This is a genomic window from Muricoccus nepalensis, assembly GCF_006438825.1.
Taxonomy (GTDB): domain Bacteria; phylum Pseudomonadota; class Alphaproteobacteria; order Acetobacterales; family Acetobacteraceae; genus Roseomonas; species Roseomonas nepalensis.
Genome location: NZ_RCZP01000041.1, coordinates 22,155 through 48,437, shown reverse-complemented (window position 1 = coordinate 48,437; position 26,283 = coordinate 22,155). Strand labels below are relative to the sequence as shown.

The window sequence follows — 26,283 nt, the reverse complement described above, 5'->3', positions numbered from 1 at the left end:
GCGCGCCGCCCCATCTTCGGCGCCCCCCGGCCACGCGGTCCCACGAAGAGGAGCCCCCCGATGCTCGACAACGCCGCCAAGCTCGTCCTGAAGGATCCCGACCTCTTCCGCCAGGCCAACCGCGTCGGCGACGCCTGGGTGGGCGCCGCCTCCGGCAAGACCATCACGGTGAAGAACCCCGCGACCGGCGAGGCCATCGGCACCGTCCCCTCCCTCTCGCGGGAGGAGGTCCGCGGCGCCATCGCCGCCGCCAAGGCCGCCCAGCCCGCCTGGCGCGCGCTGCTCGCCAAGGAGCGCGCGGCCATCCTCCGCCGCCTCTTCACGCTCATGCTGGAGAACGTGGACGACTTGGCCGCCATCATGACGGCCGAGCAGGGCAAGCCGCTGGCCGAGAGCAAGGGCGAGATCGCCTACGCCGCCTCCTTCATCGAGTGGTTCGCCGAGGAAGGAAAGCGCGTCTACGGCGACACCATCCCCACCTTCAAGCAGGGCAGCCGCATCCTCGTGATGAAGGAGCCGATCGGCGTCTTCGCGGCGATCACCCCCTGGAACTTCCCCGCCGCCATGATCACCCGCAAGGCCGGCCCCGGCTGGGCCGCGGGCTGCACCGGCGTGATCCGCCCGGCCTCGCAGACGCCCTTCTCGGCGCTGGCCATCGCGGTGCTCGCCGAGCGCGCGGGTATGCCCCCCGGCGTCTGCAACGTCGTCACCGGCTCCGCGCGCGAGCAGGGCGAGGAGCTCTCCACCAACCCCGACGTGGCCAAGCTCTCCTTCACCGGCAGCACCGAGGTCGGCCGCACGCTGCTCGCGCAATGCGCGGGCACCATCAAGAAGACCTCCATGGAGCTCGGCGGCAACGCCGCCTTCCTCGTCTTCGACGACGCGGACCTCGACGCGGCCGTCGCCGGCGCCATGGCGTCCAAGTTCCGCAACACCGGCCAGACCTGCGTCTGCGCGAACCGCATCTTCGTGCAGGAGGGCGTCTACGATGCCTTCGCGGCGAAGCTGAAGGCGGCCGTAGAAGGGCTCAAGGTCGGCAACGGCATGGAGCCCGGCATGACCCAGGGCCCGCTCATCAACGCCGACGCCGTCGCCAAGGTGGAGGAGCACATCCAGGACGCGACCTCCAAGGGCGCCAAGGTCCTCACCGGCGGCCACCGCCACAGCCTCGGCGGCAACTTCTTCGAGCCGACGATCCTGACCGACGTGCCGATGTCGGCCAAGGTGCTGAAGGAGGAGACCTTCGGCCCCATGGCCCCCCTCATCCGCTTCAAGGACGAGGCCGAGGGCGTGCGCCTGGCCAACGACACCGAGTTCGGCCTGGCCGCCTACTTCTACGCCCGCGACGTCGGCCGCATCTTCCGCGTGGCCGAGGCGATCGAGAGCGGCATCATCGGCATCAACGAGGGCATCATCTCCTCCGAGGTCGCCCCCTTCGGCGGCGTGAAGGAGAGCGGCCTCGGGCGCGAGGGCAGCAAGTACGGCATCGAGGACTACCTCGAGATCAAGTACCTCCTGCTCGGCGGCCTCGGCGCCTGAACCCCGCCCGGGCCGGGCGCCACCGCCCCGGCCCGGACCGCGCGCCGGGGGAGCCATGCGACGGGGTCGGGTGACGATACCCTTGCGCGGCCCGCCCCCCGGACCGACCTTCCCCCCATGAGCGCCAGCCACACCCCCTCCCACGGACACGACTTCGACCTCTTCGTCATCGGCGGCGGCAGCGCGGGGGTCCGCACCGCCCGCATCGCCGCCAACCACGGCGCGAAGGTCGGCATCGCCGAGGCCCGCTTCTGGGGCGGCACCTGCGTCAACGTCGGCTGCGTGCCCAAGAAGCTGATGGTCCAGGCCGCGGAATACGGCGCCTGGGCCGAGGACGGCGCCGCCTTCGGCTGGTCCTTCGGCGAGGCGCGCCACGACTGGCCCACCCTCGTCCGCGCGCGCGACATGGAGGTGGCCCGCCTGTCGGGCATCTACCGCCGCCTGCTGGAGGGCGTCGGCGCCGAGGTCTTCGAGTGCCACGCCCGCCTCACCGGCCCGCACGAGATCGAGGTGGGCGCCCGCAAGGTCACGGCGGAGCGCATCGTCATCGCCACCGGCGGCCACCCCGTCCGCCCGGAAATCCCCGGCGCCGAGCACGCCTTCATCTCCGACGACCTCTTCACCTTGGCCGAGCGCCCGAAGCGCGTCCTCATGGTCGGCGGCGGCTACATCGGCCTCGAGTTCGCCTCCCTGCTCCACGGCCTCGGCTCGGAGGTGACCCTCGCCTACCGCCAGTCCCTCCCGCTCCGCGGCTTCGACCACGAGATCCGCGAGGCCGCCGCCGAGGCCCTGGCCGCGGACGGCCTCACCATCCTGCCCGGCGAATCCCCGGCCGAGATCACGCTCGACGGCGAGACCCGCCGCGTCCGCATGGCCAGCGGCAAGGTCGTCGAGGCCGACGCCGTCTTCATGGCCCTCGGCCGCGTGCCGAACACCGGCAACCTCGGCCTGGAGGCCGCCGGCGTCACCAGCCTCGACGGCCCGGTGATCCGCACGGACGAGAACCACGCGACCAACGTCCCCCACATCTACGCCATCGGCGACGTGGACGACCGCGTGAACCTCACGCCCATGGCCACCGCCGTCGGCCACGCCCTCGCCGACACCCTCTTCGGCAACCGCCCCCGCCGCGCCTCCTACGAGAACGTGCCTAAGGCCGTCTTCATCGCGCCCCCCATCGGCAGCGTCGGCCTCTCCGAGGAGCAGGCCGCCGCCCGCGGCCCCGTCGAGATCTTCACCACCCGCTTCACCCCCATGCGCCACAGCATCACCCGCCGCGAGGGCCGTCGCGCCCTGATGAAGCTCGTGGTGGACGCCGAGACGAACGTCATCCTCGGCGCGCACATGATCGGCGAGGACAGCCCCGAGATCATGCAGGGCATGGCGGTGGCCGTGGCGAACGGCCTCACCAAGGCGCAGCTCGACAGCACCATCGGCATCCACCCGACCGCCGCCGAGGAGTTCGTCACGATGCGCGTGGCCACCCGCCACGTTGGCAAGGCCGCGAAGGCCGCCTGATTAGCAACGCCTGATGGGGGAGGGGGCCGGAGCCCCCTCCCGCCGCATCAGCCCGGGCCGAAGCCGTAGAGGGCGGCGGGGTTGTCCACCAGCACCCGCTTGCGCGCCGCCTCGTCCGGCACCCATTCCGCCAGCAGGTCGAACAGCGCGGCGTCGTCAGGCTTCTCCGCGGGCTCGGTCACGTGCGGCCAGTCGCTCGCCCAGACGCAGCGCTCGGGCGCCCCCGTGGCGTAGCCGCGCGCGACCGGCACCGTGTCCGACCAGCGCCCGGCCGGCCCCACCTTCGTGTCCATGTAGGCGCCCGACAGCTTCACCCAGGCGCGCCCCCGGTCCAGCAGCCGCCGCACGGCGATGTAGCCCGGGTGCTCCACGCCCTTCTCCATCGGCACCCGCCCCAGGTGGTCGAACACCACCGGCGCCGGCAGCCGCGCGAAGAGCGCCTCGTTCTCCGCAATCTGGTCGGCCAGCATGTGGACCTGGACGTGCCAGCCGAGCGGCGCCACCCGCACCGCCAGCGGCTCCAGCATCTCGATCGTCGTCACCCCGGCCTGCACGAGGTTGAAGCGGATGCCCCGCACCCCCGCCTCCTGCATGGCCTTGAGGTCCGCGTCCGCAACGGAAGTGTCCACCACCGCCACCATCCGCGTCCGCTCCGGGCCGAGCTCCCGCATCGCCTGCAGGTGCAGCCGGTTGTCCGTGCCGTAGGTCGAGGGCGTCACCAGCACCGAGCGCTGCGTCCCCAGCCGCCGCGCCAGCGCCCGGTAGTCCTCCGGCGAGGCATCGGGCGGCCGGAGCTGCGTCCGCGGGTCCGCCGGGAAGCGCGCGTCGTAGATGTGGTGGTGGCAGTCGGCCGCGAGCGGCGGCGCCGGCGTGCGCGGCGCCTCGGTGCCGGCCGAGAACTTCACCGTCCCCGCCTGCCCCCGCACCATCGCCCCTGCCGTCTGGCCGCCCCCCTGGGCCAGGGCCGGCGCCAGCCCGCCCGCCATCAACGCTCCCGCGCCGCCCGCCAGGGCCGCGCGCCGGGACATTCCGTCCATTCTTCCGTTCCTCCTGCCCCGCGGCGTCCGCGATCGGCGCCGCGCGGGCCGACGGAGGGTGGAGCGCCGCGCGCCGCCCGTCGAGACGCCCTCAGCGCCACCCCGGCCCGAGCACCAGCCCCGCCAGCGCCAGCAGCAGCGCCGGCGGCATGACCACCAGCCCGAGCCGCAGGAAGGCCCAGGTGCCGAAGTCCAGCCCCTCCCGCCGGATCGCGACGAGCCAGAGGATCGTGGCCAGCGACCCCGTGACCGAGAGGTTCGGCCCGAGGTCCACCCCGATGAGGATCGCCCCCGCCACCACCGGGTCCGCCCCCGCGGCCCCCACCACCGCCCCCGCCAGCAGCCCCGCCGGCAGGTTGTTCACGAGGTTGGTCGCGACCGCCACCGCCGCCCCGGCCGCCAACGCCGTCTCGCGCGGCTCGCCGGCGCCCGCGCGCAACAGCCCCGCCAGCGCCTCCACCGCCCCTGTGCTCGCCAGCCCCTCCACCAGCACGAAGAGCCCCGCGACCAGCGGCAGCACCCCCCAGGAGACCCCCGCCAGCACCCCCCAGGGCGCCTGCCGCGTCACCACCAGCACCAGCGCCGCCGTCGCCACCCCCGCGAGGAAGGTCGGCAGCCCGAGGTCGCGCCCGCCCGCCGAGGCCAGGAGCAGCACCGCCGCGGTCACGACGATCCCGATCCCCGCCACCAGCCCGCCCCGCGGCAGGGGCACCGCCGCCACCTCCGTCGCGATCGGCTCGGCCAGCACGCGCCGCTGCGTCAGCCACAGGGCGCCGTAGGTCGCCCCCACCGCCAGCACGGAGGGCAGCGCGAAGCGCCCCATCCACTCGCCGAGCGCCGGCAGCCCGGCCCCGAACACCACGAGATTCGCGGGGTTGGAGATCGGCAGGACGAAGGAGGCGGCGTTGGCCACGAAGGCGCAGGCCAGCAGGTGCGGCATCGGCGCCGCCCGCGCCGCCCGCGCCGCGGCGAAGACCGCCGGCGTCAGCACCACCGCCGTCGCGTCGTTGCTGAGGAAGGCCGTCACCAGCACGCCCACGCCATAAACCAGCGCCAGCAGCCGCCCGCCCGAGCCCCGCGCCGCCCGCACCGCGAAGCCCGCCAGCCAGTCGAACAGCCCCTCCCGCCGGGCCACGTCCGCCAGCAGCATCATGCCGACGAGGAAGAGGTAGACATCCGCCCCCCGCATCACGCCCGCCAGCACCCGCCCCCAGGGCAGCAGCCCGAGCAGCCCCAGCGCCAGCGCCCCGGCCACCGCCCAGACCGCCTCCGGCCAGCGGAAGGGCCGCAGGATCACCCCGGCCGTGGCCAGCCCCGCGACCAGCCAGACCGCCGCCGGCTCCGTCACCCCGCTACTCCGCGGGCGCCGCGGCCATGCCGCCGGCGGCCGGGGGCGCGGTCTCGGGCCGGTGGTCGCGCGTCTCGGGCATGAGGAAGAGGTAGCCGAGGAACCCCGCGGCCGCGAGCCCGCCCAGCACGAGGAAGGCCGCCGAGTAGCCGGCGCCCACGATCACCGCCCCCGCTAGGCTCGCGCTCACCGCCGCCCCCGCGCCCTGCGCCGTCGCGATCGCGCCCTGGGCGAGGTTGAACCGCCCCGTCCCCCGCGTGAGGTCCGCGACCACCACCGGGAACAGAGCGCCGAAGACCCCCGCGCCCACCCCGTCCAGCAGCTGCACCCCCAGCAGCCACCAGGGGTTCTCCGAGAAGGTGTAGAGCAGCCCGCGCAGCGCCAGCACGCCGAAGGCCGCGAGGAACAGCGGCTTGCGCCCCCAGGCATCGGCCTTCGCGCCCACCAGCATCGCGACGGGCACCATCACGCACTGCGCGCCCACGATGCAGCCGGCCACGAGCGAGGTCGCGTAGTCCTTGCCCACCACCTTCGTCAGCAGCTGCCCCACCGAGGGCAGCATCGCCGCGTTCGCCAGGTGGAAGAGCGCCATCAGCACCGCGAAGACCAGCAGCGGCCGGTTCCCGAGCAGCGCGCGCCAGCCGGCCGGCCCCTCCGCCTCGCCCTCGCCCGGCGCCATCCCGCGCGCCACCTCGTCGTCGATGGCCGAGGCCGGCACCATCAGCATCGCCCCGATGCTCAGCACCGCCAGCCCCGCCATGATCCAGAACACCACCACCGGCCCGAAGAACACCGCGGTCCCCGCCGCCAGCGCCGCCGAGACCGCGTTCCCCCCGTGGTTGAAGGCCTCGTTCCGCCCCACCCGGCGCGAGAAGGCCCGGGGCCCCACCACGCCGAGCGTGATCGCGGCCAGCGCCGGCGGGAACACCGCCCCCGCGATCCCCGCCAGGGACTGCGTGGCCGCGACGGCGAGGAAGCTCGAGAGGAAGGGCAGCAGCAGGCAGCTCGCCGTCACCATCAGCGCCGCCCCGATCACCACCGCCCGCTTGTGCCGCGTCCGGTCGATCAAGGCGCCGGCGGGCGTCTGCGCCAGCAGCCCCGCGACGCCCGCGATCGTCATCACCAGCCCGATCGTCGCCTCGTTCCACCCCTGGTCCGGCCCGCGCACGGCCAGGAGGTAGATCGCGAGATAGGGCCCGAGACCGTCGCGCACGTCGGCCAGCGTGAAGTTCAGCGCGTCCAGCCCGCGCCGCACGCGGGGGCTGGCCGGCGCCGGGCCGTCGGCCGCGGAAGTCTGGGGCATTCGGGAGGTCCTGAACGGAGGGCACAGAACGCCACCCCGCCCGGCGCGGTTGGCGCCCCCGCGCGCCGCCGTTCCGCGCTGCGGCATTAACTTACCGCAACTCCACCCCCGCCCGGCGATTGTCGCGGGACGAGGGCGGAGGATCGACCGCCCGCCGCCACCCGCGTCCGCCGGGCGCCCGCCGGAACCCAGACCAGGAGCCCCCGGGATGACCCCTCCCGCCACCCCGACCGGCCGCCTCCGCTCCGTGCTGCGGGACTTCCTCGACAACTCGGCCTCGGGCGGGCTGGTGCTCATGGCCTCGGCGGTGCTCGCCCTCGTCGTCGCGAACTCCCCGCTCGCCCCCGCCTACTTCGCGGCGCTGAAGGCCTACATCGGCCCGCTGAACACCCAGCACTGGATCAACGACGGCCTGATGGCCGTGTTCTTCCTGCTCGTGGGCCTCGAGATCAAGCGGGAGGTCCTGGACGGCCAGCTCTCCACCTGGTCCCGCCGCATCCTGCCCGGCGTCGCCGCCGCCGGCGGCATGGCGGCCCCGGCCCTCATCTTCGTGGCCTTCAACCTGTCCGACCCGAACACCCTCCGCGGCTGGGCCATCCCGGCGGCCACCGACATCGCCTTCGCCCTCGGCGTCCTCGCCCTGCTCGGCCCGCGCGTGCCGACCTCGCTGAAGGTCTTCCTCACCGCCCTCGCCATCATCGACGACCTCGGCGCGGTCCTCATCATCGCCGTCTTCTACACGGGCGACCTCTCGACGACGGACCTCGGCCTCGCGGGCGCGACCACCCTCGCGCTCGTCGCCCTCAACCGCCTCGGCGTGCTCCGCCTGCTGCCCTACCTGCTGCTCGGCGCGGTGCTCTGGTTCTTCGTGCTCCGCTCGGGCGTCCACGCGACGATCGCGGGCGTCGTCCTTGCCTTCACCATCCCGCTCCGCGCCCGCCCCGCCGCGCCGGACGACCGCGCGGCCTCCCCCCTGCACCGGCTGGAGCACGCGCTCCACACCCCCGTGGCCTTCCTCATCATCCCGGTCTTCGGCCTCGCCAACGCCGGCGTCTCCTTCGCGGGCATCACCGCCGAGGCCCTGCTGGACCACCTCACCCTCGGCGTGGCCCTCGGCCTGCTGCTGGGCAAGCTGATCGGCGTCTTCGGCAGCGCCGCCCTCGTCATCCGCCTGCGGCTGGCCGACGTGCCGATGGGCGCCACCATGACCCAGCTGCTGGGCGTCTCCCTCCTCTGCGGCATCGGCTTCACCATGAGCCTCTTCATCGGGATGCTCGCCTTCGCCAACGACCCGATCCTGCAGGACGAGGTGAAGATCGGCATCCTCGGCGGCTCCGTCGTCGCAGGGCTGGCGGGCTGGGCGGTGCTGCGCGTGGCGCCCCGGGAGGTGCCGGCGCCGGGGCAGGGGAGGCGGGCCCCCGCCGACGCCTGACCGCGCCCCCAGCCCCGGTGCCCCAGCCCCGGTGCCCCAGCCCCGGTGCCCCAGCCCCGGTGCCCCAGCCCCGGTGCCCCAGCCCCGGTGCCCCAGCCCCTGTGCCCCGGCCCCCGCGCCCCTGGAACCCGCGCCGCGCGGGGCCCGGGGCGCGCTAACACTTGCCCCCCGGTCCTCCCCCACTATGCTGCCCGGCCCGCCCCACCACTCCGGACGCGGCCAACACACCGGACGCAACCACCATGCCCACCTCCTCCTGGCACCCTGCCTCCTGGCGCGACATGCCGATCCGCCAGGTCCCGGACTACCCGGACGCCGCGCGCCTGCGCGCCATGGAGGAGAAGCTCGCCCGATTTCCCCCTCTCGTCTTCGCCGGCGAGGCCGACCGGCTGACGAAGCTCCTCGCCGAGGCCGGGGAGGGCCGCGCCTTCGTCCTCCAGGGCGGCGATTGCGCGGAATCCTTCGGCGACTTCCACGCGAACATCATCCGCGACACCTTCCGCGTGCTGCTGCAGATGGCCGTCGTCCTCACCTTCGGCGGGGGCCTGCCCGTGGTGAAGCTCGGCCGCATGGCCGGCCAGTTCGCCAAGCCCCGCTCGAGCGACACCGAGACCCAGGGGGAGGCGACGCTGCCCTCCTACCGCGGCGACATCATCAACGGCCCCGAGTTCACCGCCGACGCCCGCACGCCCGACCCCACCCGGATGGAGTTCGCCTACCTCCAGTCCGCCGCCACCCTGAACCTGCTGCGCGCCTTCGCGACGGGCGGCTTCGCGGACCTGCACGAGGTCCACCGCTGGAACCTCGGCTTCGTCGCCCGCTCCCCGCTCGCGGACCGCTACGCCGACATCGCCCAGCGCATCGACGAGACGCTCCGCTTCATGGCCGCCTGCGGCATGAACAGCATCACCGCGCCCCAGATCCGCGAGACCGAGTTCTACACCTCGCACGAGGCGCTGCTGCTTCCCTTCGAGGAGGCGATGACGCGCGAGCCCTCCACCCATGCCGGCCGCCACTACGCCTGCTCCGCCCACTTCCTCTGGATCGGCGACCGCACCCGCCAGCCCGACGGCGCGCATGTCGAGTTCCTTTCCGGCGTCGCGAACCCCATCGGCCTGAAGGTCGGCCCCACGACCGAGGTGGACGACCTGCTGCGCCTCTGCGCACGCCTGAACCCGGACAACGCGCCCGGCCGCCTCACCCTCATCGCCCGCATGGGCGCGGCCAAGATCGAGGCGAAGCTCCCCGCCCTCATCCGCGCCGTGCAGAAGGAGGGCGCCAAGGTCACCTGGCTGACCGACCCCATGCACGGCAACACCCACGCGGCCGGCGCCTACAAGACCCGCTCCTTCGACGCGATCCTGCAGGAGGTCCGCGCCTTCTTCGACATCCACCACGCCGAGCGCACCAACCCCGGCGGCGTGCACGTCGAGATGACCGGCCGCGACGTCACCGAATGCCTCGGCGGCGCGCACCGGCTGACGGAGGCCGACCTCTCCGCCAACTACGCCACCTTCTGCGACCCCCGCCTGAACGCCGAGCAGTCCCTCGAGCTCGCCTTCCTCGTCGCCGAGGAGCTGAAGTCCCGCCGCGCCACCGACCTCCGCCTCCAGGCCGCGCAATAGGGGCCGGCACGATGGACAACCTTCCCCCCGCCGCCCCGCTCGAGGCCGACATCGCCGCCCGCACGGACGTCTACTTCAAGCGCACCAAGGCCATCGTGCAGCGCTTCGGCGACGCCCGCGTCACCTACGCCATCTTCCTCCGCCGCCCCGTCGTCTCGGCGCCGCGCCTCATGCTCGACTGGCTGAACACCGTTGCCGCGGAGCGCGGCACGGCGATCGACGTGGAGCTGATGCACAAGGAGGGCACCTGGGTCGGCGCGGGCGATCCCATCCTCTACGTCACCGGCTCCTTCGCGCACCTCGCCGACCTCGAGACCCTGCTCCTGCAGAAGCTCGGCGCCGCCTGCGTGGCCGCGCACAACGCCTACCAGATGTGCCTCGAGCTCCCCGCGGTCACCTTCCTCGCGATGGAGGCCCGCCACTGCGCCGGCGCCGAGATGCAGGAGCTGATGGCCTACGCCGCCAGCGTCGGCAGCGAGGCCGCCAAGCGCGAGGGCGCGCGCGGCTTCACCGGCAACGCCAACGACGCCACCTCCCACTACTACGGCGCCAACAAGGGCGGCGGCACCATGCCCCATGCCCTCATCGGCTACGCCGGCAGCACGCTCCGCGCCGCCGAGATGTTCCACGAGACCTTCCCGGACGAGAACCTCACCGTCCTCACCGACTACTTCGGCCAGGAGGTGACGGACGGCCTCGCCGTCTGCCGCCGCTTCCCCGAGCTCGCCGCGGCCGGACGCCTGGCCGTCCGCCTCGACACCCATGGCGGCCGCTTCCTCGAAGGCCTCGACCCCGCCTCCTCCTACGCCGTGATCGAGCGCCACACGCCCGGCGCCATCCGCCGCTACCGCAGCGAGAGCGAGCTGCGCGACCTCGTCGGCACCGGCGTCTCGGCGGCCGCCATCTGGCGCATGCGCGACGCCCTCGACGAGGGCGGCTTCCCGAAGGTCCGCATCGTCGCCTCCTCCGGCTTCGGCGTCTCCAAGTGCCGCGTCATGGCCGAGGCCCGCGCGCCGCTGGACGTCATCGGCACCGGCAGCTTCATCCCCAACTCCTGGAGCGAGACCTACGCCACCGCCGACATCGTCGCCTATGACGGCGTGCCCCGCGTGAAGGTCGGCCGCGAGTTCCTCCTCCGCGGCCGGGGCTGACCCGGCGCGGCCGCCTAGCTGAGGGCGATCCGCCGCACCGGCCCCGCGCGCAGCTCCCCCGCCGGCGCCTCCGCCAAGGGCTCCAGCCCGAAGACGAGGATGCCCCCCTGCATCCCCTCCGCCCGCACGCCGAAGACCCCGTCGAGCACGAACCCCGACCCCTCCAGCGGGGCACTGCCCTCGCCCGGCGGGGCGTTGCCCTCGCCCGGCGGGCCGCCGGCCTCCCCCACCCGGAAGCCGCCGTGCAGCACGATCTCCATCGCCTCGGGCCGCGCGAGCCGCACCATCAGCATCCCCCGCCGCGCGCCCACCCCGAACTCCCGCTCCTCTACCGCCAACGCCGTCAGGCGAAGCGACATCACGCGCCCCGCGCGCTGCGCCACGAAGCGACCGAAATCCCCGGCGTTGCCCGACGACAGCGCCCCCTGCAGCTCCTCGAGCACCGCGGCCGGCGCCTGCGCCCCGGCCGGCCCCGCGGCCAGCGCCCCCGCCGCGCCGAGCAGCCCGCGCCGCCGCATTCCCTTCGCCATGGCCCCGGCTCCTCCCCGATCGTCGGTCGTCACGGGGGAGCAACTCCCGAACCCTGCCCGGGGCGGCAAGCCCCGCGCGCCTAGCGCATCGCGAGACCCTGCTGCCCCGCCGCCTGCCGCTGCCGGATCATCGCCGCCTCCTGCTTCGCCCCCTCCGCGTCCGTGAAGAAGGTGAAGATCGCGAAGCGCCGCCCGCGCGTCACCGGCAGCGCCTCGTGCAGCATGTCGCAGCCGAAGATCGCGGCGCCCCCCGCCGGCGGCTCGTGCAGGTCCGGCCCAAACTCCGGGAAGCGCAGCGCGCCGCCCTCGTAGTCGCCGGTGTTCAGGTTGAGGCTCATTGCGAAGCGCCGGTGCGCGGTGAAGGGCGTCCGGTTGTCCCGGTGCGCCTCGAAGGCCCCCGCGTCCGCCGCGTCGTAGCAGCCGATCCGCGGCACCTCGTAGGAGACGGGCACGAAGCGGAAGGCGCGCGCCATCTCCGGCAGAACCCGCCGGGCCAGCCGCCGCTGGAAGGTCTCGTAGAGGCCGCGGTCGTCGAGGAACACGTCCGCCCGCCGCTTGATCCGGTGCGCGCCGGCCGCCTCGGCGCCGCCCGCCACCCGGTCCCGCTGCTTCTCGCCCCGCTCCCAGTGCGCCAGCAGCGCGGCCACCATCGCCGGCTCCAGCACCTCCGGCACGAGCAGCACCGGCGCCCCTGTCCGCCGCACCGGCGGCGCGGGCGCGGGGAAGGGGAGGGAGGCCAGCGCCGCCCGCACCCCCGCCTCCGCGCTCTCGCCCCGCCCGGCGAAGGCCAGGCGCCCGCGCGGCGAGACCACCGCCACCCCGCCCTCCGCAAGGCCCAGCGCCCGGAACACGCCGCCCGCCGGATCGAACAGCCGGGCCGGTCCCTCCGCCGCCGCGCCGCCGGGCGCCCGCCGCTCCACGACGAACAGCAGCGCCCCGGCCCCCTGCGCGGCCGCCTCCGCCCCGCCCAGCCCCTCCGCCGGCGCCCCCAGCACCAGCACCCGGGGCCGGCCCGCGATGGCCTGCCCCATCAGGTCGAAGGGCTCCCCCCTCGCGTCGGGGAGCACGATCGGCGGCAGGTGGTCGCCGGCGAGGAAGACGGAACGGTCGCTCATCCCCGCTTTCTGCCGCCGCCCGCGCCCGGCCGCCAGCGCCTTTCCGCCACGGCTCGGCACCGGCCCCGCGCCCGCCGGCGGGGAGGGCCGCCCCGGCGCCTCTGGCAAAGCCGCACCCGCGGGGACTACAAGCGCCGCCGGGCCCCGCCCCGCCCAGATCCCCCCACGCCCAAACCCCCAGGGAGCCGAGGCGCCATGAACACGTCCCCCCAGCCGGCCGCCCTCGGCCCCTTCGTCCGCATCAAGGACCTCTCCGGCGCCAACGGCGACGACCCCGTGGAGGAGATCCGCGGCTTCTCGACGGTCGCCGACGCCGCCACCTTCGCCCGCCGCTACGTCCGCGACAGCATCGAGCGCTGCCGCGCCCCCGGCATGGACGCCGACGCCGTGCTCGCCGCCTGGTTCGCCTTCGGGGAGGACGCCGAGGCGCTCGACCCCAGCGGCGACCACTGGACCTCGGCCGCCGACATCCGCGCCTTCGCCGAGAAGCCCTCCCGCAAGAAGTCCGAGCGCGACTGGCGCGCCCTCGATCCCCGCCGCAGCATGGCGGAGGACGAGGAGAGCGACGAAGCGGCCGACGACGCCGAGGGGGACGACGCGTGAAGGTCCGCTTCGCCCCATCCCCCACCGGCTGGCTCCACGTCGGCAACGCCCGCATCGCGCTCGCCAACTGGCTGGAGGCGCGGAAGCGCGGCGGCACCTTCATCCTCCGCCTCGACGACACCGACACCGAGCGCTCCAAGCCCGAGTTCGCCCAGGGCATCGAGGAGGACCTGCGCTGGCTCGGCCTCGACTGGGACGAGAGCTTCCGCCAGTCCGACCGGATCGAGCGCTACGTCGCCGCCGCCGAGGTCCTCAAGAAGAAGGGCCTCCTCTACCCCTGCCTCGAGACCGAGGAGGAGCTGAACTACAAGCGCGAGATGCGCCGCAAGCAGGGCCGCGCCCCCATCTACGACCGCGGCGCCCTCAAGATGACCGCGGAGCAGCTCGCGCGCGCCATCGAGAACGGTAAGTCCCCGCACTGGCGCTTCAAGCTCAACACCCGCACCGTCACCTGGCAGGACGGCGTGCTCGGCGCGCGCAACGTGAAGCTGCCCAGCCTGTCGGACCCCGTGCTGATCCGCGCCGACGGCAGCTTCCTCTACACCTTCACCTCCGTCGTCGATGACCTGGAAACGGGCATCACCCACGTCATCCGCGGCGAGGACCACGTCACCAACACGGGCATCCAGATCGACATCCTGGAAGGCCTCTCCGGCCGCCCCAACCGCATCCACTTCGCCCACATGCCGTTGCTGACCGACAGCGAGGGCGGCGCGCTCTCCAAGCGCCTCGGCAGCGTCTCGCTCCGCCAGTTCCGGCGCGACGGCATCGAGCCCGCGGCCCTCACCGGCTACCTCGCCGCGCTCGGCACCTCCAACGACCCCGTGGCCGCCAGCCCGCGCGACCTCGCGCAGGGCTGGGACATCACCCGCGTCTCGCACTCGCCCGCCCGCTTCGACACGAAGCAGCTCCTGGCGCTGAACCGCCGCCACCTGCACGCGCTGCCCTTCGAGGCCGTGCGCGAGCGCCTGCCCGACGGCGCCGACGAGCCCTTCTGGCTCGCCGTCCGCGGCAACCTCGACCTGCTGGCTGAGGTCCGCGACTGGCACGAGATCGCCCGCGGCGAGATCACCGTGGCCCCCCAGCCCGAGGAGGCCGCGCTGCTCCAGGCCGCCCTCCAGTCGCTGCCCCCCGAGCCCTGGGACGAGACGAGCTGGCCCACCTGGACTGCGGCGGTCGGCCAGGCCGCGCAGCGCAAGGGCAAGGCGCTCTTCCTCCCCCTCCGCCGGGCGCTCACCGGCGAGGACCACGGCCCCGACCTCAAGACCTTCCTGCCGCTGATCGGCCGCGCCCGCGCCGCGTCCCGGCTGCAACGCGCGATCGGCTGACCATGATGCTCCAGTTTCACGACAGCGCCCGGCGCGAGAAGGTCGAGTTCCGCCCGATCGACCCGGACCACGTCCGCCTCTACGTCTGCGGTCCCACGGTCTACGACCTCGCCCATCTCGGCAACGCGCGCCCCGTCGTCGTCTTCGACGTCCTCGCCCGCCTGCTGCGGCGCCAGTTTCCGCGCGTGACCTACGTCCGCAACATCACGGACGTGGACGACAAGATCAACGCGCGCGCCCGCGAGAGCGGCGTGCCCATCGCGGAGATCACCGCCCGCACCGCCGCCGACTTCCACGCCGACATGGACGCGCTGGCCTGCGCGCCCCCCGACATCGAGCCGCGCGCGACCGGCAGCATCCCCGAGATGGTTGCCCTCATCGAGCGCCTCATCGCGAACGGCCACGCCTACGCCGCCGAGGGTCACGTCCTCTTCGCCGTCGCCTCCTACCCCGACTACGGCCGCCTCTCCGGCCGCTCCACCGACGAGATGCTCGCCGGCGCCCGCGTCGAGGTCGCCCCCTACAAGCGCGACCCCGGCGACTTCGTGCTTTGGAAGCCGAGCGACGCCGACACGCCCGGCTGGGACAGCCCCTGGGGCCGCGGCCGCCCCGGCTGGCACATCGAGTGCTCCGCCATGGCCTGGAAGAACCTCGGCGAGGAGTTCGACATCCACGGCGGCGGCGCCGACCTCCTCTTCCCGCACCACGAGAACGAGGTCGCGCAATCCTGCTGCGCCTTCCCCGGCACCCGCTTCGCGCATCTGTGGATGCACAACGGCATGCTGCTGGTGGACGGCGAGAAGATGTCGAAGTCGCTCGGCAACTTCCTCACCGTGCGCGACATCCTCGCGCGCGGGGCCTGGGCCGGCGAGGCCTTCCGCCTCCTTCTCATGAAGACCCACTACCGCGCCGCGCTGGACTACACCGCCGAGCGCCTCGACGAGGCCCGCGCCGAGCTCGACGACCACTACGCCCTTCTCGTCCGCAAGCTCCCGGCGCCGGAGCCGGACGACGCGACCGTCGCCGACATGGTCGCCTGGGCGCTGGAGCCGCTCGCCGACGACCTCAACACGCCCCTCGCCGTCGCCCGCCTCCGCGACCTCCGCGCGCTGGAGAACGTCATGCAGGTCGGCGGCTCCATGACCGCCGTCCTCTCCCGCGCCGGCCGCGACTGGAAGCCCCGCCCCGGCCAGGCCGGCGCCGCGCTCCGCGAGGCTGCCGCCGCCCTCGGCCTCCTCCCCTCCGACCCCCAGGCCTGGCGGAAAGGCGGGGCCGGGGAGGGGAACGACGCCGGGATCGAGGCCGCCATCAACGCCCGCCTCGCCGCCCGCGCCAACCGCGACTGGGCCGAGGCCGACCGCATCCGCGCCGACCTCGCGGCCCGCGGCATCGTGCTGGAGGACGGCAAGGGCACGACGACGTGGCGCCGCGCCTAGCGAATCCCGCCGACATCCCCTCGATCATGGCCGTGGAGCGCGTCCCCGGCCACGACGCCTACATCAACCTCTGGACGGCGGAGCAGCACGCCGCCGCCCTTGCCGGCCCGGACCACGCCTACCTGATCGCGGAGGACGCGGGCGGCGAGCCCGCCGGCTTCGCCATCCTCTCCGACCGCCGCGACCCCCACGGCAACCTCTGCCTCAAGCGCATCGCCATGGCCGCGCCCGGCCGCGGCCTCGGCGCGCCCTTCCTGCGCGCGGTCACCGCCTGGGCCTTCCGCCACAGCCCGGCCCACCGCCTCTGGCTCTACGTCGTCGCCACCAACGAGCGCGCGCGCCACGTCTACCGCGCGCAGGGCTTCGCCGAGGAGGGCACGCTGCGCGAGGCGCGGCTCAACGCGGACGGCACGCGCACCGCGCTGGTGCTGATGTCCCTCCTGCGCGCCGAGTGGGACGCCCAGGCGCCGTCCTGAAGACCCCCGTCACGCGTGGATCCAGAAGGCGCTCTCGGCGAACTCCTCGCCGCGCCACCAGTCCACCCGCCCCGTGCCGCGCCGGAAGTTCGTCGCCCCCGCCTGGCTCTGCAGCGGCGCGACGACCGCGCCGGCCGCGTTCCGCCGCGCCCGCTCCGCCTCCGTCTCCGCCACCACCAGCGCGATGTGCCCGGACCGCCCGTCCTCCTTCCGCCGCGCGACGATGACGCCGAGCGCCCCCTCGTTCGCCGCGAGCTGCAGCTTGTCGAGCGTGCCCGTCTGCCGCCAGCCGAAGTCGAGCCCGAAGTCGCGCAGCCAGAGGAAGAGGCTGTTCGCCCGCACCTCGCCGATCGTGTCCCCGATCCGCGGCTCCACCGCCCGCCCCGCCGCGAGGTCGAGCAGCGCGCGCGGCGTCCACCACACCCGCGGCAGGTAGGCGCCGGCCAAGTGGCAGGCGTCGTGCGCGTAGATGTTGCAGAAGGTCAGCCCGTCGCGCGGCCGGTAGCGGAGATGCGCCTCCTTCTCCACCGCCAGCCAGTCCACCACCGCGCCCATCGAGCGCACCAGCTCCGCCGGTGTGGCCCCCTCCCGCGCGGGCTGCCCCGGCTCGTTCAGCGAGTGCGCCCCGGCCGGCGCCCGCCGCGTCGTCACCATCCCCGCCCGCCGCGGCATGAGCACCGCGGGGATCCCCGCCACGGAGCGCGCGGGCACCGGGGCTGCCGGCGGATCGGCCGCCGCCGGGGCGACCACGGCGGGAGCGGCGGGCGCCGGCGCCGCGGCGGGCGCGAGCACCGGGATCGGCACCGGCGCCGCCGCGGGCTCGAGGAAGCGGGACGAGGCGAAGCCCGCCACATGCGCGCCGAAGAGGCTCGTCTCGATCGCCCAGAACCGGTCCGCCTTCCGCCCGCCCGTGCGCCGCACCGGGTGCCCGTCGGGCAGGTGCGCCACCACGTTCCGCCCGGGCGGGTCGCTCACCCGCGGCTCGCTCCGCACCCGCAGCGGCGCCTCCAGCGTGCGCACGACGAAGTCCGCCGTCTCCCCCGCGGGCGCGGTCGGGGGCGGCAGGATCGCCTCGTTCGGCGCGGGCGGCGCGATCGCGGGAAGGGCGCCCGGCAGCGCAACCGTCCGGCTCAGCCGGACGAAGCCGAAGACCTCCTCGCCGTAGAAGCGCTGCCCGTTGAAGAAGCCCTGCTTCAGCCCCTTCGCCGGCCGGAAGCCGCCCGTGTTGTAGGCGATCGCGACGCAGGCGAACTCCTCGTCCGAGATCCGCGCCCGCCCCTCCAGCCCCGCCTTGACCAGCCCGCGCCGGAGCTCCCCCACGCAATGCGCGAGGCAGTGCCCGAAATCCTCGTAGCGGCGCCCGAGGAAGTGGTCGGGATCCTTCTGGAAGAGCTGCAGGTCGCACTGGAACAGGCCGAAGCCGTGGCAGAACTTGTCGGGCCGCTTCGCCGCTGCCGCGTAGGAGGGCACGTGCGCCGCCATCCGCACCAGCGCCTCCCGCGCGAGCGCGAACATCTCCGCCCCGCGCGGCGCCGCCAGCAGCTCCGCCTTCGTCCGCGGGAAGGCGCGCCGCCCGCGATCCGCGTCGAGCGTGTCGCCGACGCAGAGCGCGAGGATCTCCGCCCGCCCCATCCCCTTGCGCCGCAGGGCCGACCAGACCGGCCCCGTCTCCTGGCAGGCGATCGCCGCGACCATGTCGAGGTCGAAGGGCGTGCCGGCCACCGCCGCCGCCACCTCCTCGTGGAAGGCCTCCTTGAACCAGCGGATGCTCTCCGCGTCGGGCATGGCACTCCCCCCTTCCTGCGCGGCCGCCGCGCCATCCGGCGCCCCGGAAAGCGCCGCCGCCGGCCCCTCGGCGCGCGGACGGCACGCCCCCAGAATGGTTGCCGCGCGCCGGCCGCGGCAACAGGATTCGCGCGCCCCCGCCACCCGCCCCTTGCCCGCCCCCCGGCAACCGGGCATGGCGCAGCGCATGACCGGCAGAGAGGGCGGCGCCGCCCTGGAACCCCCGCCGGGCGAGAGCCCCATCGTGGTCCTCGTCCGCCCGCAGCTCGCCCAGAACATCGGCACGGTCGCCCGCGCCATGGCCAATGGCGGGCTGTTCCACCTCCGCCTCGTCGCCCCGCGCGACGGCTGGCCGCAGACCAGCGCCTGGCGCGCCTCCTCGGGCGCCGACCGCATCCTGGACGCCGCGACCGTCCACGACACGGTCGAGAGCGCCGTCGCCGACTGCCACCGGGTGCTCGCCACCTGCCCGCGCCCGCGCCACGTCATCATCCCCGTCCTCACGGCCCGCGCCGCCGCCGGGGAGCTGCGCGCGGTGAACGGAGGGAACCTCCGCGCCGCCATCCTCTTCGGCCCCGAGCGCGCCGGCCTCGACGCCGAGGACCTCGCCCGCGCCGACACCCTCGTCCGCTACCCCCTCAACCCCCTGCACATGAGCCTGAACCTCGCCCAGGCCGTGATGATCCTCGCCTACGAGTGGTGGACCGCCGAGGAGCCCACGCCCCCACGCGCCTTCATGACCAACGAGACCCGCGTCGCCACCAAGGGCGAGCTGGAGGGCTTCCTCGGCCGCCTCGTCCGCGAGCTCGACGCCTGCGGCTTCCTCGACAACCTCCCCAAGCGCCCGGGCATGGTCCGCAACCTCCGCCACCTCTTCGAGCGCGGCGAGGTGACGGAGCAGGAGCTCCGCACCCTCCACGGCGTCGTCACCGAGCTCTCCCGCGGCCGCGTCGCCCGCGGCGGCCCCGCGGCGCCCGACCCCGCCGCCCCGCTAGTCTCCGACCCTGGGACCGTCGATCCCAACATCGACGGTTAGCCTTCCGCCGCGCCCGCGTGCCAAGCTGCGGGTATGGAAACGACCCATCGCCCCGCGGCCGGCGAGGGGGGCGACCGCCGCCCCATCGCCGCCCGCAACACCGGCCCCGCCAACGCCCTCGCGGCCTGGCTGATCGCCCGCCAGGCCTCGCCCAACGGCATCTCCGCGGCCGGCATGGCCGCCGGCCTCCTCGCGGGCTTGGCGCTCGCCGGCACAGCCTGGTGGCCCGGCGCCGCCCGCCCGCTCTGGGTGCTCGCCGCCCTCCTCATCCAGCTCCGCCTGCTGGCCAACCTCATGGACGGCATGGTCGCCATCGGCCGCGGCGTCGCCTCCCCGGTGGGCGAGCTCTGGAACGAGGTGCCGGACCGCGTCTCCGACACCGCGGTCCTGCTGGGCCTCGGCGTCGCCGCCGGCAGCCCGGCACTGGGCCTCGCGGCCTCGCTCGCCGCCATGGCCACCGCCTATGTCCGCACCACCGGCCGCGCGGCCGGCGCGCCGAGCGACTTTCGCGGCCCCATGGCCAAGCAGCAGCGCATGGCCCTCGTCACCGCCCTCGCCCTCTTTTGCGCCCTCGCGCCCCTCTACTGGCAGGCCGCCACGCCCGTCTGGTCGCTGCCGGCCTGGGCGCTCGTCCTCATCACCGCGCTCGCCACCCTCACCGCGCTCCGCCGCCTCCTCGGCACCGCCCAGGCCCTCCGCTCCGCCTCCGCCGCGGGGGACCGCGCGTGATCCCCCATCCCGAGGGCGGCGCCTTCGCCCATCCCGTGACCACCGGCATCATCCTCGCCACCCTCGCGGTGCTCGCGGTCTCCGGCCTCGCCATCCTCTGGCTGTCCCGCTCGGGCCGCGCCAAGCCCGAGTTCCGGCGCGAGCTCTGGCTCCGCTGGGCCTCCTGGTGCGTGCTGCTGCCGCTGATGCTCGGCCCCGTGCTGATCGGCCGCGCCGCGACCATCGCCGCCGTCACGATCCTCTCGCTCGCCTGCTACCGCGAATACGCCCGCGCCACGGGCCTCTTCCGGGAACGCCTGCTCAGCGCCGTCGTCGTGCTCGGCATCCTCGCGGTGAACTTCGCGGCGCTCGACCACTGGTACGGCTTCTTTGTCGCCCTCTGGCCGCTCACCGCCTGCCTGCTCGGCGTCTGCACCATCCCGCTCGACCGGCCCGCGGGCTACATCCAGCGCACGGCCCTCGCCATCCTCGCCTTCATGCTCTTCGGCGCGGGGCTCGCCCATCTCGGCTACATGGCGAACGACCCCGGCTACCGCCCGCTCGTCCTCCTGCTGCTCACCGCCGTCGCGCTGAACGACGTCGCGGCCTTCACCTGCGGCAAGCTCATCGGCGGGCCGAAGCTGCTGCCGGCCACGAGCCCGAACAAGACGATCTCGGGCTCCCTCGGCGCGGTCCTCGTCACCACCACCCTCGTCGCCCTTGTCGGCGCCGCCATCTTCCGCGGCACGCCGCTCGCCAACCCCGTGTGGCTGGTCGCGATGGGCGCGCTGGTCAGCGTCGCGGGCCAGGCGGGGGACCTGCTGCTCTCCTCCATCAAGCGCGACCTCGGCATCAAGGACATGGGCACCGTCCTCCCCGGCCATGGCGGCGTGCTGGACCGCTTCAACTCCCTCCTCCTCGTCGCCCCCGCGGTCTTCCACCTCGTGCAGTACTTCGTCGGCTTCGGCACCACGGCCCCGATCCGCACGATCACCGGCTGAGGAGGCGGCCGATGGACTGGAACCTCCGCCCCGCCCGCGACCTCGGCCTTCCCCCGGCCGAGCGCCTGCGCAGCCTCGGGCGGGAGCCGGGCCTCGTGGGCCTTGCCGTCAACGCCGCCTGGCGCCGCGCCGTCCGCGGCTACCTCCGCGCCGCCCACGGCTTCCGGGTCGAGGGCGCGGAGAACCTCCCTCGCGAGGGCCCCTTCGTCATGGTCGCGAACCACGCGAGCCACCTCGACGCCCTCGCGCTTCTCGCGGCGCTGCGCGGCCCTGCCGCCCGCCGCGCCCACGCGCTGGCCGCGGGCGAGCTCTTCTTCGGCAACACCGCGCGCGCGGCCCTCTCAGCCTACGCCATCAACGCGCTCCCCGTCTGGCGCGGCCGCAGCCGGCGGGGGGAGCTCGACACCATGCGCGCCCGCCTCGCCGAGGACGCGCTGGCCTACATCCTCTTCCCCGAGGGCACGCGCAGCCGCAGCGGCGCCATGGCCCCCTTCCAGCCCGGCCTCGGCATGCTCGTCGCCGGCACGGGCATCCCGGTCGTCCCCTGCTGGCTGGAGGGCGCCCGCGACGCCTGGCCGGCCGAGGCCCGCCTGCCGCGCCCCGGCCGGCCGCTCGCCCTCTCGATCGGCCCGCCCCTCCGCTTCCCCGAGGCCCGGAACGACCGCGCGGGCTGGCAGTCCGTCTCCGCCGCGGCCGAGGCCGCCGTCCGCGGCCTCGCGCCTCAGCCCGCCCCCCCGGATCAGCCGTAGACCAGCCGCGCCATCGCCGCGTAGAGGGCGATGCCGAAGACGATGTTGAAGGGAAAGGTGATCGCCAGCGACGCCGTCAGGTAGAGCCCCGGGTTCGCCTCCGGCAGCGCCAGCCGCACCGCCGCCGGCGCCGCGATGTAGGAGGCGCTGGCCGCGAGCGTGCCGAGCACCACCGCACCCCCCTGCGACATGCCCGTGCCATAGGCCACCAGCACGCCGAGCGCCCCGTGCACCACCGGCGCCAGCACCGCGAAGAGGGCGAGCCAAGGCCCCGCCGCCCGGAAGTCCCGCGCCCGTTCCGCCGCCACCCGCCCGAGGTCGAGCAGGAAGAGGCAGAGCACGCCGGGGAAGAGGTCCACGAAGAAGGGCTTCACCGGCCCGAGCCCGGACGGCCCCACCAGCGCCCCGATCGCGAGCCCGCCCACGAGCAGCACCACGCTCTTCCCCGTCGCGACCTCCGCCAGCACGCGCCCGAGCGCCCCCTCCGTCCCGCCATGCCCCGCGCCCCCGCGCGCCCCGCCCAGCCCGCCCAGCGCCAGCGCGATCAGGATCGCCGGCGCCTCGAGCAGCGCGAGCAGCGCCGCCGCGTAGCCCTCGAAACCCACCCCCGCCCGCCCCAGCCCGTCGATCACCGCCGCGAAGGTCACCGCGGAGACCGACCCGTAATGCGCCGCCACCGCCGCCGCGTCCGCGGCCGAGAAGCCGCCCAGCCGCCGCAGCAGCGCGTAGGTCCAGACCGGGATGGCGCAGCCCAGCGCCAGCGCGCCCGCCGCTGGCCCGACGAAGGCCGCGAAGGGGGTCGCCGCCAGCGCCGCGCCCCCCTTCAGCCCGATCGCGAGCATGAGGTAGGCCGACAGCACCGAGAACATCGCGTCCGGCAGGCGCAGGTCCGATCGCAGCCCGTGGGCCGCCGCCCCGAGGACGAAGCAGAGGACGGCAGGGGAGAGGAGGCTGGCGCCAAGGTCGATCATCGCGGCGATTCCGGGTTTCGTCCCCTTGTTGCGGCATCGCAGCATTGCGGAAACGCCGAATGAGCACTAGCAATCATTGCCGAACGCAATGGTGCCGCCATGCCCTCCCGCCCCGCGCTCCCCCGGCTGGACCTCGACCTCCTCCGCACCTTCGCCGCCGTCGCCGACGCCGGCGGCATCAGCCGCGCGGCCGAGCGCCTCCGCCTCGCCCAGCCCACCGTCAGCCTGCAGCTCCGCCGGCTGGAGGATGGGCTCGGCCACCGCCTCCTCGCCCGCACCCCCCGCAGCCTCCGCCTCACCGCGGAGGGGGAGGACCTCCTCTCCTACGCCCGCCGCATCCTGGCGCTCGCCGACGAGGCCGTGGCGCGCCTCTCGCCGGACGCGCTCCGCGGCGTCGTCCGCCTCGGCACGCCCGAGGACTTCGCGACGGCCAACCTCGCCGGCGTCCTCGCCCGCTTCGCCGCCTCCCACCCCGCCATCGCGCTGGAGGTCACGACCGACCTCACGCTGAACCTGCTGGACCGCTTCGGCCGCGGCGAGTTCGACCTCGTCCTCGTCAAGCGCGAGCCCCAGGGGCCGGGCGGCGGCGTGCGCGTGTGGCGGGAACCCCTCGTCTGGGCCGCGCGCGACCCCACGCCCTTCGAGGGGGGCGCGACGCTGCCGCTCGTCGTCTCGCCGCATCCCTGCGTCTACCGCAAGCGCGCCATGGCGGCCCTCGACGCCGCCGGCCGCCCCTGGCGCGTCGCCTACACCTCGACCTCGCTCGCGGGCGCCCAGGCGGCGGTGCGCGCGGGGCTCGGCGTCACGGTGCTGCCGCGCGGCATGGTGCCCCCGGGCCTCGCGACCCTCGACGCCTCCCACGGCGCGCCCGCCCTGCCGGACACCGAGGTGGCGCTGCTGCGCGCCGCCGTCGTCTCGCCGCCCGCGCGGCGCCTGGGCGACCACATCGTCCAGGCGCTGGAGCGCGCGGCCTAGCGCCCGCGGCTATCGCCTCCTGTTATCGGCCCCGGGGGGACTCGCCCGCCGCCAGCCGCTTCGCCGTCCGCTTCGCCAGCGCGTAGCCGACGGCCCCCGCGATCGGCCCCGCCGGCAGCACCAGCACCCAGCCCGCATGGGCGTTCTGGGTCACCATCCCCAGCCCCACCGCCAGCATCAGCCCGCCGACGAGCGCCCCGAGGACCCCCGCCGAGAGCCCGAGGAGAAGGATTTCTTCGCGCATTCCCATGCCGCCCGGTATGGCACCGCCGCCCGCTTTGGCAAGGCGGCCCGGGCGGTCCGGGTTTGACAAGCGCCCCCCCATGCCCTATGCGCCCCCCTCTTCCCGGGAACGTGGACGCACCCAGTGGGCCTTTTGCCCGAGGTCGGCGCGCGCCCGCCGCCGGCAGTTCCGCCGGAGGACTACCGGGACAACACCACGGGCACCCGCCACACCGCGAACGCGGGGGCGCAGCCCGGACCGACGATGAAGGACCCGTCGCATGACCAAGCGCGCGGAAAGCAAGTACAAGATCAACCGCCGCCTCGGCGTGAACCTCTGGGGCCGCGCCAAGTCCCCGATCGCCAAGCGCGAGTACGGCCCCGGCCAGCACGGCCAGCGCCGCAAGAACAAGCCGACCGACTTCGGCATCCAGCTGATGGCCAAGCAGAAGCTCAAGGGCTACTACGGCAACATCGGCGAGAAGCAGTTCCGCAAGTACTACGACGAGGCCGTGCGCCGTAAGGGTGACACCTCCGAGAACCTGATCGAGCTGCTCGAGCGCCGCCTCGACTGCGTCATCTACCGCATGAAGTTCGCGGTGACCCCCTTCGCCTCGCGCCAGTTCGTCAACCACGGCCATATCACCGTGAACGGCAAGCGCGTGAACATCCCCTCCTACCTCGTCAAGGACGGCGACCTGATCGAGGTGAAGGAGAAGTCCAAGGGCCTCACCGCCGTGCTCGACGCCGCCCAGTCCGGCGAGCGCGACGTGCCCGAGTACATCCAGGTGGACCACCGCCAGATGAAGGGCAGCTTCGTGCGCGCCCCCAAGCTGTCGGACGTGCCCTACCCCGTGCAGATGGAACCGAACCTCGTCGTCGAGTTCTACTCGCGCTAAGACCGCGTCCTAGTCACGCTGAACCCGGCGAGGATCGCCGCGTTGCCCGGAGGGCCGGAGGGGATACCCTCCGGCCCTCCTCGTTTTTAGGGAATCGCCCGCGTGCAGCAGGACCACCTCCGCCGCCTCCTCTGCCTGCTCCTGCCCTGGGCGCAGATCCTCGCGGGCTTCATGCCCTTCCTCGGGCTGGGCACCTCCATCGCCGCCATCTCGGCGGCCACCCGCACCCCGGTGGTGCCCGCCGGCTACGCCTTCTCGATCTGGACGCCGATCTTCATCCTCGCCGTCGCCTACGGCATCTGGCAGTTCCTGCCCGCCAACCGCGCGAGCCTCCTCGCCCAGCGCACGGGATGGCCGCTCGCCGGCGCCTTCGCCGCGAACACGCTGTGGCAGGTCGTCTCCCAGCTTCTCTCGAGCGTCGGCTTCGGGCTCTTCCTCATCATCCTGGCCGGCCTCGCCTGCGCCCTCGCCGCCCTCTTCATCGCCCGCAACACGCCGGAGGAGGGGATTGGCAAGCGCTGGATCGTCACCCCGCTCACCGGCCTGCTCGCGGGCTGGCTGACGGCGGCCAGCTTCGTGAACCTCTCCAGCGCCGCCCGCGCCGCCGGCATGATGCCCGAGCACGGCATCGGCGCCACCGTCTTCGCCGTGGTCATCCTCCTAGCCGCCGGGGGCGCCGCCGCCGCCCTGTCCTGGCTGCTGCGGCGCGACGCCACCTGGTTCGCCGTCGCCATCGCCTGGGCCTTCGTCGCGGTCGTCGTGGCCAACCTCGGCGTGAACCAGGTGAACATCCCCGCCGCCCTCGCGGCCGCGGCGATGCTGGCCCTGGTCGCCGCGGTCACCTGGCAGCGCCGCCGCGCGACGACGCTCGGGACCGCCCGCTAGTCCTCGGGCCCGGCCTAACCCGGGATCATCCGCCGGATCACGCCGTCCCGCTTCACGAAGGCGTGGTAGAGCGCGCCCGAGACGTGCATCACGATCAGACCCAGCAGCACCGTCGCGAAGGTCTTGTGCACGACGCCGATCGCCTCGCCGAACGCCTGGTCGGGCGCGACCAGCCGCGGCAGCGGGATCAGCCCGAGCAGCCGGGGCGTCGCCCCGTAGGCGTTCGCCGCCATCCAGCCGAGGAGCGGCAGCACGATCAGCACGAGGTAGAAGGCCCAGTGCGTCGTCCGCGCGAGGATGCGCAGCCCCGCCGAGAGGTCCGACGGCGCCGGCGGCATCGGGTGCGCCAACCGCCAGCCCAGCCGCAGCAGCATCACGAGGAGGATGGTCGACCCCGTGCCGAGGTGCCAGGCGGTGATGCTGTCCTCCGCCGACTTCGGCAGGAGGGAGGGCAACACGAGGGCCAGCGTGATCTGCATCAGCACCAGCGCGACGACCAGCCAGTGGAAGGTGCGGCTCACCCCGTCATAGGGTTGGTCGAGCGCCGCCGCCCCGCCCGCCCCGTGCGCCTCTGCCGACATGCCCATTGCTCCCTTGCCTCACCCGGTACA

Annotated in this window: 25 protein-coding genes; 16 read left to right on the top strand and 9 right to left on the bottom strand. The window is 74.5% G+C overall.

The window, feature by feature from the left end:
- Positions 1-60 precede the first annotated feature (60 nt).
- Positions 61-1,539, top strand: coding sequence for an NAD-dependent succinate-semialdehyde dehydrogenase (locus tag EAH89_RS25235; protein ID WP_140886470.1), 1,479 nt, complete (start codon positions 61-63; stop codon positions 1,537-1,539).
- Positions 1,540-1,656: 117 nt separating this feature from the next.
- Positions 1,657-3,057: a glutathione-disulfide reductase gene (gene gorA, locus EAH89_RS25230; protein ID WP_140886469.1), complete on the top strand. Its 1,401-nt coding sequence runs from the start codon at positions 1,657-1,659 to the stop codon at positions 3,055-3,057.
- Positions 3,058-3,104: 47 nt separating this feature from the next.
- Here the strand turns inward: gorA and EAH89_RS25225 are convergent, their stop codons facing one another.
- The 3 genes from EAH89_RS25225 to EAH89_RS25215 all read right to left on the bottom strand — a co-directional run bounded on the left by EAH89_RS25225 (position 3,105) and on the right by EAH89_RS25215 (position 6,745).
- Positions 3,105-4,094 carry an amidohydrolase family protein gene (locus EAH89_RS25225; protein ID WP_241667205.1) on the bottom strand — a complete coding sequence of 330 codons (990 nt, stop codon included), beginning with the start codon at positions 4,092-4,094 and terminating at the stop codon, positions 3,105-3,107.
- Between the two features lie 91 nt (positions 4,095-4,185).
- Entirely contained in the window at positions 4,186-5,442 is a 1,257-nt protein-coding gene (locus EAH89_RS25220) for an arsenic transporter (protein WP_140886468.1), read from the bottom strand.
- A 4-nt stretch (positions 5,443-5,446) separates the two neighbouring features.
- Positions 5,447-6,745, bottom strand: coding sequence for an MFS transporter (locus EAH89_RS25215; RefSeq protein WP_140886467.1), 1,299 nt, complete (start codon positions 6,743-6,745; stop codon positions 5,447-5,449).
- 208 nt (positions 6,746-6,953) lie between these two features.
- On the opposite strand from EAH89_RS25215, the gene nhaA reads away from it, so the two are divergent.
- From nhaA to EAH89_RS25200, 3 genes are all read left to right on the top strand, one after another.
- Entirely contained in the window at positions 6,954-8,177 is a 1,224-nt protein-coding gene (nhaA, locus tag EAH89_RS25210) for a Na+/H+ antiporter NhaA (RefSeq protein WP_140886466.1), read from the top strand.
- A gap of 242 nt (positions 8,178-8,419) precedes the next feature.
- Positions 8,420-9,802, top strand: coding sequence for a class II 3-deoxy-7-phosphoheptulonate synthase (locus EAH89_RS25205; protein ID WP_140886465.1), 1,383 nt, complete (start codon positions 8,420-8,422; stop codon positions 9,800-9,802).
- 11 nt (positions 9,803-9,813) lie between these two features.
- The gene (locus EAH89_RS25200; protein ID WP_140886464.1) at positions 9,814-10,953 is read left to right on the top strand and encodes a beta/alpha barrel domain-containing protein; all 1,140 of its coding nucleotides are present in this window, start codon (positions 9,814-9,816) and stop codon (positions 10,951-10,953) included.
- A 14-nt stretch (positions 10,954-10,967) separates the two neighbouring features.
- Here the strand turns inward: EAH89_RS25200 and EAH89_RS25195 are convergent, their stop codons facing one another.
- Together EAH89_RS25195 and EAH89_RS31525 are read right to left on the bottom strand one after the other, a co-directional pair.
- The gene (locus EAH89_RS25195) at positions 10,968-11,483 is read right to left on the bottom strand and encodes a hypothetical protein (RefSeq protein ID WP_140886463.1); all 516 of its coding nucleotides are present in this window, start codon (positions 11,481-11,483) and stop codon (positions 10,968-10,970) included.
- A gap of 80 nt (positions 11,484-11,563) precedes the next feature.
- Positions 11,564-12,598, bottom strand: coding sequence for a 2OG-Fe(II) oxygenase family protein (locus tag EAH89_RS31525; RefSeq protein ID WP_161993750.1), 1,035 nt, complete (start codon positions 12,596-12,598; stop codon positions 11,564-11,566).
- A 195-nt stretch (positions 12,599-12,793) separates the two neighbouring features.
- Between EAH89_RS31525 and EAH89_RS25185 the strand changes: the two genes are divergently transcribed.
- From EAH89_RS25185 to EAH89_RS25170, 4 genes are read left to right on the top strand one after another with little or no spacing between them, the layout of a single operon-like run.
- The gene (locus EAH89_RS25185; RefSeq protein WP_140886462.1) at positions 12,794-13,201 is read left to right on the top strand and encodes a hypothetical protein; all 408 of its coding nucleotides are present in this window, start codon (positions 12,794-12,796) and stop codon (positions 13,199-13,201) included.
- On the top strand, positions 13,198-14,529 hold the full coding sequence (gene gltX, locus EAH89_RS25180; protein ID WP_140886461.1) for a glutamate--tRNA ligase: 1,332 nt from the start codon (positions 13,198-13,200) through the stop codon (positions 14,527-14,529). The genes EAH89_RS25185 and gltX overlap by 4 nt, the downstream gene beginning before the upstream one ends.
- Positions 14,530-14,531: 2 nt before the next feature.
- The gene (cysS, locus tag EAH89_RS25175) at positions 14,532-15,965 is read left to right on the top strand and encodes a cysteine--tRNA ligase (RefSeq protein ID WP_140886460.1); all 1,434 of its coding nucleotides are present in this window, start codon (positions 14,532-14,534) and stop codon (positions 15,963-15,965) included.
- Positions 15,950-16,441, top strand: coding sequence for a GNAT family N-acetyltransferase (locus EAH89_RS25170; protein ID WP_140886459.1), 492 nt, complete (start codon positions 15,950-15,952; stop codon positions 16,439-16,441). The genes cysS and EAH89_RS25170 overlap by 16 nt, the downstream gene beginning before the upstream one ends.
- Before the next feature lie 9 nt (positions 16,442-16,450).
- On the opposite strand, the gene EAH89_RS25165 is transcribed toward EAH89_RS25170, so the two are convergent.
- Positions 16,451-18,226 carry a hypothetical protein gene (locus tag EAH89_RS25165; protein ID WP_140886458.1) on the bottom strand — a complete coding sequence of 592 codons (1,776 nt, stop codon included), beginning with the start codon at positions 18,224-18,226 and terminating at the stop codon, positions 16,451-16,453.
- A gap of 187 nt (positions 18,227-18,413) precedes the next feature.
- Between EAH89_RS25165 and EAH89_RS25160 the strand changes: the two genes are divergently transcribed.
- From EAH89_RS25160 to EAH89_RS25145, 4 genes are read left to right on the top strand one after another with little or no spacing between them, the layout of a single operon-like run.
- Positions 18,414-19,262 carry an RNA methyltransferase gene (locus tag EAH89_RS25160; RefSeq protein ID WP_140886457.1) on the top strand — a complete coding sequence of 283 codons (849 nt, stop codon included), beginning with the start codon at positions 18,414-18,416 and terminating at the stop codon, positions 19,260-19,262.
- 33 nt (positions 19,263-19,295) lie between these two features.
- Positions 19,296-19,991 carry a CDP-alcohol phosphatidyltransferase family protein gene (locus tag EAH89_RS25155; protein WP_140886456.1) on the top strand — a complete coding sequence of 232 codons (696 nt, stop codon included), beginning with the start codon at positions 19,296-19,298 and terminating at the stop codon, positions 19,989-19,991.
- Complete coding sequence (locus EAH89_RS25150; RefSeq protein ID WP_241667204.1) at positions 19,988-20,971, top strand: phosphatidate cytidylyltransferase; 984 nt, start codon at positions 19,988-19,990, stop codon at positions 20,969-20,971. Before EAH89_RS25155 ends, EAH89_RS25150 begins: the two co-directional genes overlap by 4 nt.
- 11 nt (positions 20,972-20,982) lie before the next feature.
- Positions 20,983-21,720 carry a lysophospholipid acyltransferase family protein gene (locus EAH89_RS25145; RefSeq protein WP_140886455.1) on the top strand — a complete coding sequence of 246 codons (738 nt, stop codon included), beginning with the start codon at positions 20,983-20,985 and terminating at the stop codon, positions 21,718-21,720.
- On the opposite strand, the gene EAH89_RS25140 is transcribed toward EAH89_RS25145, so the two are convergent.
- A complete protein-coding gene (locus EAH89_RS25140; protein ID WP_140886454.1) occupies positions 21,711-22,691 on the bottom strand; it encodes a sodium-dependent bicarbonate transport family permease in 981 nt (326 codons plus the stop codon). The two genes, EAH89_RS25145 and EAH89_RS25140, sit on opposite strands and share 10 nt — an antisense overlap.
- A 99-nt stretch (positions 22,692-22,790) precedes the next feature.
- On the opposite strand from EAH89_RS25140, the gene EAH89_RS25135 reads away from it, so the two are divergent.
- Positions 22,791-23,666 carry a LysR substrate-binding domain-containing protein gene (locus EAH89_RS25135; RefSeq protein WP_140886453.1) on the top strand — a complete coding sequence of 292 codons (876 nt, stop codon included), beginning with the start codon at positions 22,791-22,793 and terminating at the stop codon, positions 23,664-23,666.
- 22 nt (positions 23,667-23,688) lie between these two features.
- On the opposite strand, the gene EAH89_RS25130 is transcribed toward EAH89_RS25135, so the two are convergent.
- Positions 23,689-23,910, bottom strand: coding sequence for a hypothetical protein (locus tag EAH89_RS25130; RefSeq protein ID WP_241667203.1), 222 nt, complete (start codon positions 23,908-23,910; stop codon positions 23,689-23,691).
- Between the two features lie 259 nt (positions 23,911-24,169).
- On the opposite strand from EAH89_RS25130, the gene rpsD reads away from it, so the two are divergent.
- Entirely contained in the window at positions 24,170-24,787 is a 618-nt protein-coding gene (rpsD, locus tag EAH89_RS25125; RefSeq protein ID WP_140886451.1) for a 30S ribosomal protein S4, read from the top strand.
- A 102-nt stretch (positions 24,788-24,889) separates the two neighbouring features.
- Entirely contained in the window at positions 24,890-25,672 is a 783-nt protein-coding gene (locus tag EAH89_RS25120) for a hypothetical protein (protein WP_140886450.1), read from the top strand.
- A gap of 14 nt (positions 25,673-25,686) precedes the next feature.
- Here EAH89_RS25120 and EAH89_RS25115 read toward each other — a convergent pair whose 3' ends face one another.
- Positions 25,687-26,253, bottom strand: a complete 567-nt coding sequence (locus EAH89_RS25115) for a cytochrome b (RefSeq protein ID WP_161993749.1) — start codon at positions 26,251-26,253, stop codon at positions 25,687-25,689.
- Between the last annotated feature and the right edge of the window lie 30 nt (positions 26,254-26,283).

What these genes read in the sequence shown, in the direction of transcription:
- EAH89_RS25235 (WP_140886470.1), top strand. Translation starts at nt 61, where the DNA reads ATGCTCGACAACGCCGCCAAGCTCGTCCTGAAGGATCCCGACCTCTTC.
- gorA (WP_140886469.1), top strand. Translation starts at nt 1,657, where the DNA reads ATGAGCGCCAGCCACACCCCCTCCCACGGACACGACTTCGACCTCTTC.
- EAH89_RS25225 (WP_241667205.1), bottom strand. Translation starts at nt 4,094, where the DNA reads ATGGACGGAATGTCCCGGCGCGCGGCCCTGGCGGGCGGCGCGGGAGCG.
- EAH89_RS25215 (WP_140886467.1), bottom strand. Translation starts at nt 6,745, where the DNA reads ATGCCCCAGACTTCCGCGGCCGACGGCCCGGCGCCGGCCAGCCCCCGC.
- nhaA (WP_140886466.1), top strand. Translation starts at nt 6,954, where the DNA reads ATGACCCCTCCCGCCACCCCGACCGGCCGCCTCCGCTCCGTGCTGCGG.
- EAH89_RS25205 (WP_140886465.1), top strand. Translation starts at nt 8,420, where the DNA reads ATGCCCACCTCCTCCTGGCACCCTGCCTCCTGGCGCGACATGCCGATC.
- EAH89_RS25200 (WP_140886464.1), top strand. Translation starts at nt 9,814, where the DNA reads ATGGACAACCTTCCCCCCGCCGCCCCGCTCGAGGCCGACATCGCCGCC.
- EAH89_RS25195 (WP_140886463.1), bottom strand. Translation starts at nt 11,483, where the DNA reads ATGGCGAAGGGAATGCGGCGGCGCGGGCTGCTCGGCGCGGCGGGGGCG.
- EAH89_RS31525 (WP_161993750.1), bottom strand. Translation starts at nt 12,598, where the DNA reads ATGAGCGACCGTTCCGTCTTCCTCGCCGGCGACCACCTGCCGCCGATC.
- EAH89_RS25185 (WP_140886462.1), top strand. Translation starts at nt 12,794, where the DNA reads ATGAACACGTCCCCCCAGCCGGCCGCCCTCGGCCCCTTCGTCCGCATC.
- cysS (WP_140886460.1), top strand. Translation starts at nt 14,532, where the DNA reads ATGATGCTCCAGTTTCACGACAGCGCCCGGCGCGAGAAGGTCGAGTTC.
- EAH89_RS25165 (WP_140886458.1), bottom strand. Translation starts at nt 18,226, where the DNA reads ATGCCCGACGCGGAGAGCATCCGCTGGTTCAAGGAGGCCTTCCACGAG.
- EAH89_RS25160 (WP_140886457.1), top strand. Translation starts at nt 18,414, where the DNA reads ATGACCGGCAGAGAGGGCGGCGCCGCCCTGGAACCCCCGCCGGGCGAG.
- EAH89_RS25155 (WP_140886456.1), top strand. Translation starts at nt 19,296, where the DNA reads ATGGAAACGACCCATCGCCCCGCGGCCGGCGAGGGGGGCGACCGCCGC.
- EAH89_RS25145 (WP_140886455.1), top strand. Translation starts at nt 20,983, where the DNA reads ATGGACTGGAACCTCCGCCCCGCCCGCGACCTCGGCCTTCCCCCGGCC.
- EAH89_RS25140 (WP_140886454.1), bottom strand. Translation starts at nt 22,691, where the DNA reads ATGATCGACCTTGGCGCCAGCCTCCTCTCCCCTGCCGTCCTCTGCTTC.
- EAH89_RS25135 (WP_140886453.1), top strand. Translation starts at nt 22,791, where the DNA reads ATGCCCTCCCGCCCCGCGCTCCCCCGGCTGGACCTCGACCTCCTCCGC.
- EAH89_RS25130 (WP_241667203.1), bottom strand. Translation starts at nt 23,910, where the DNA reads ATGCGCGAAGAAATCCTTCTCCTCGGGCTCTCGGCGGGGGTCCTCGGG.
- rpsD (WP_140886451.1), top strand. Translation starts at nt 24,170, where the DNA reads ATGACCAAGCGCGCGGAAAGCAAGTACAAGATCAACCGCCGCCTCGGC.
- EAH89_RS25115 (WP_161993749.1), bottom strand. Translation starts at nt 26,253, where the DNA reads ATGTCGGCAGAGGCGCACGGGGCGGGCGGGGCGGCGGCGCTCGACCAA.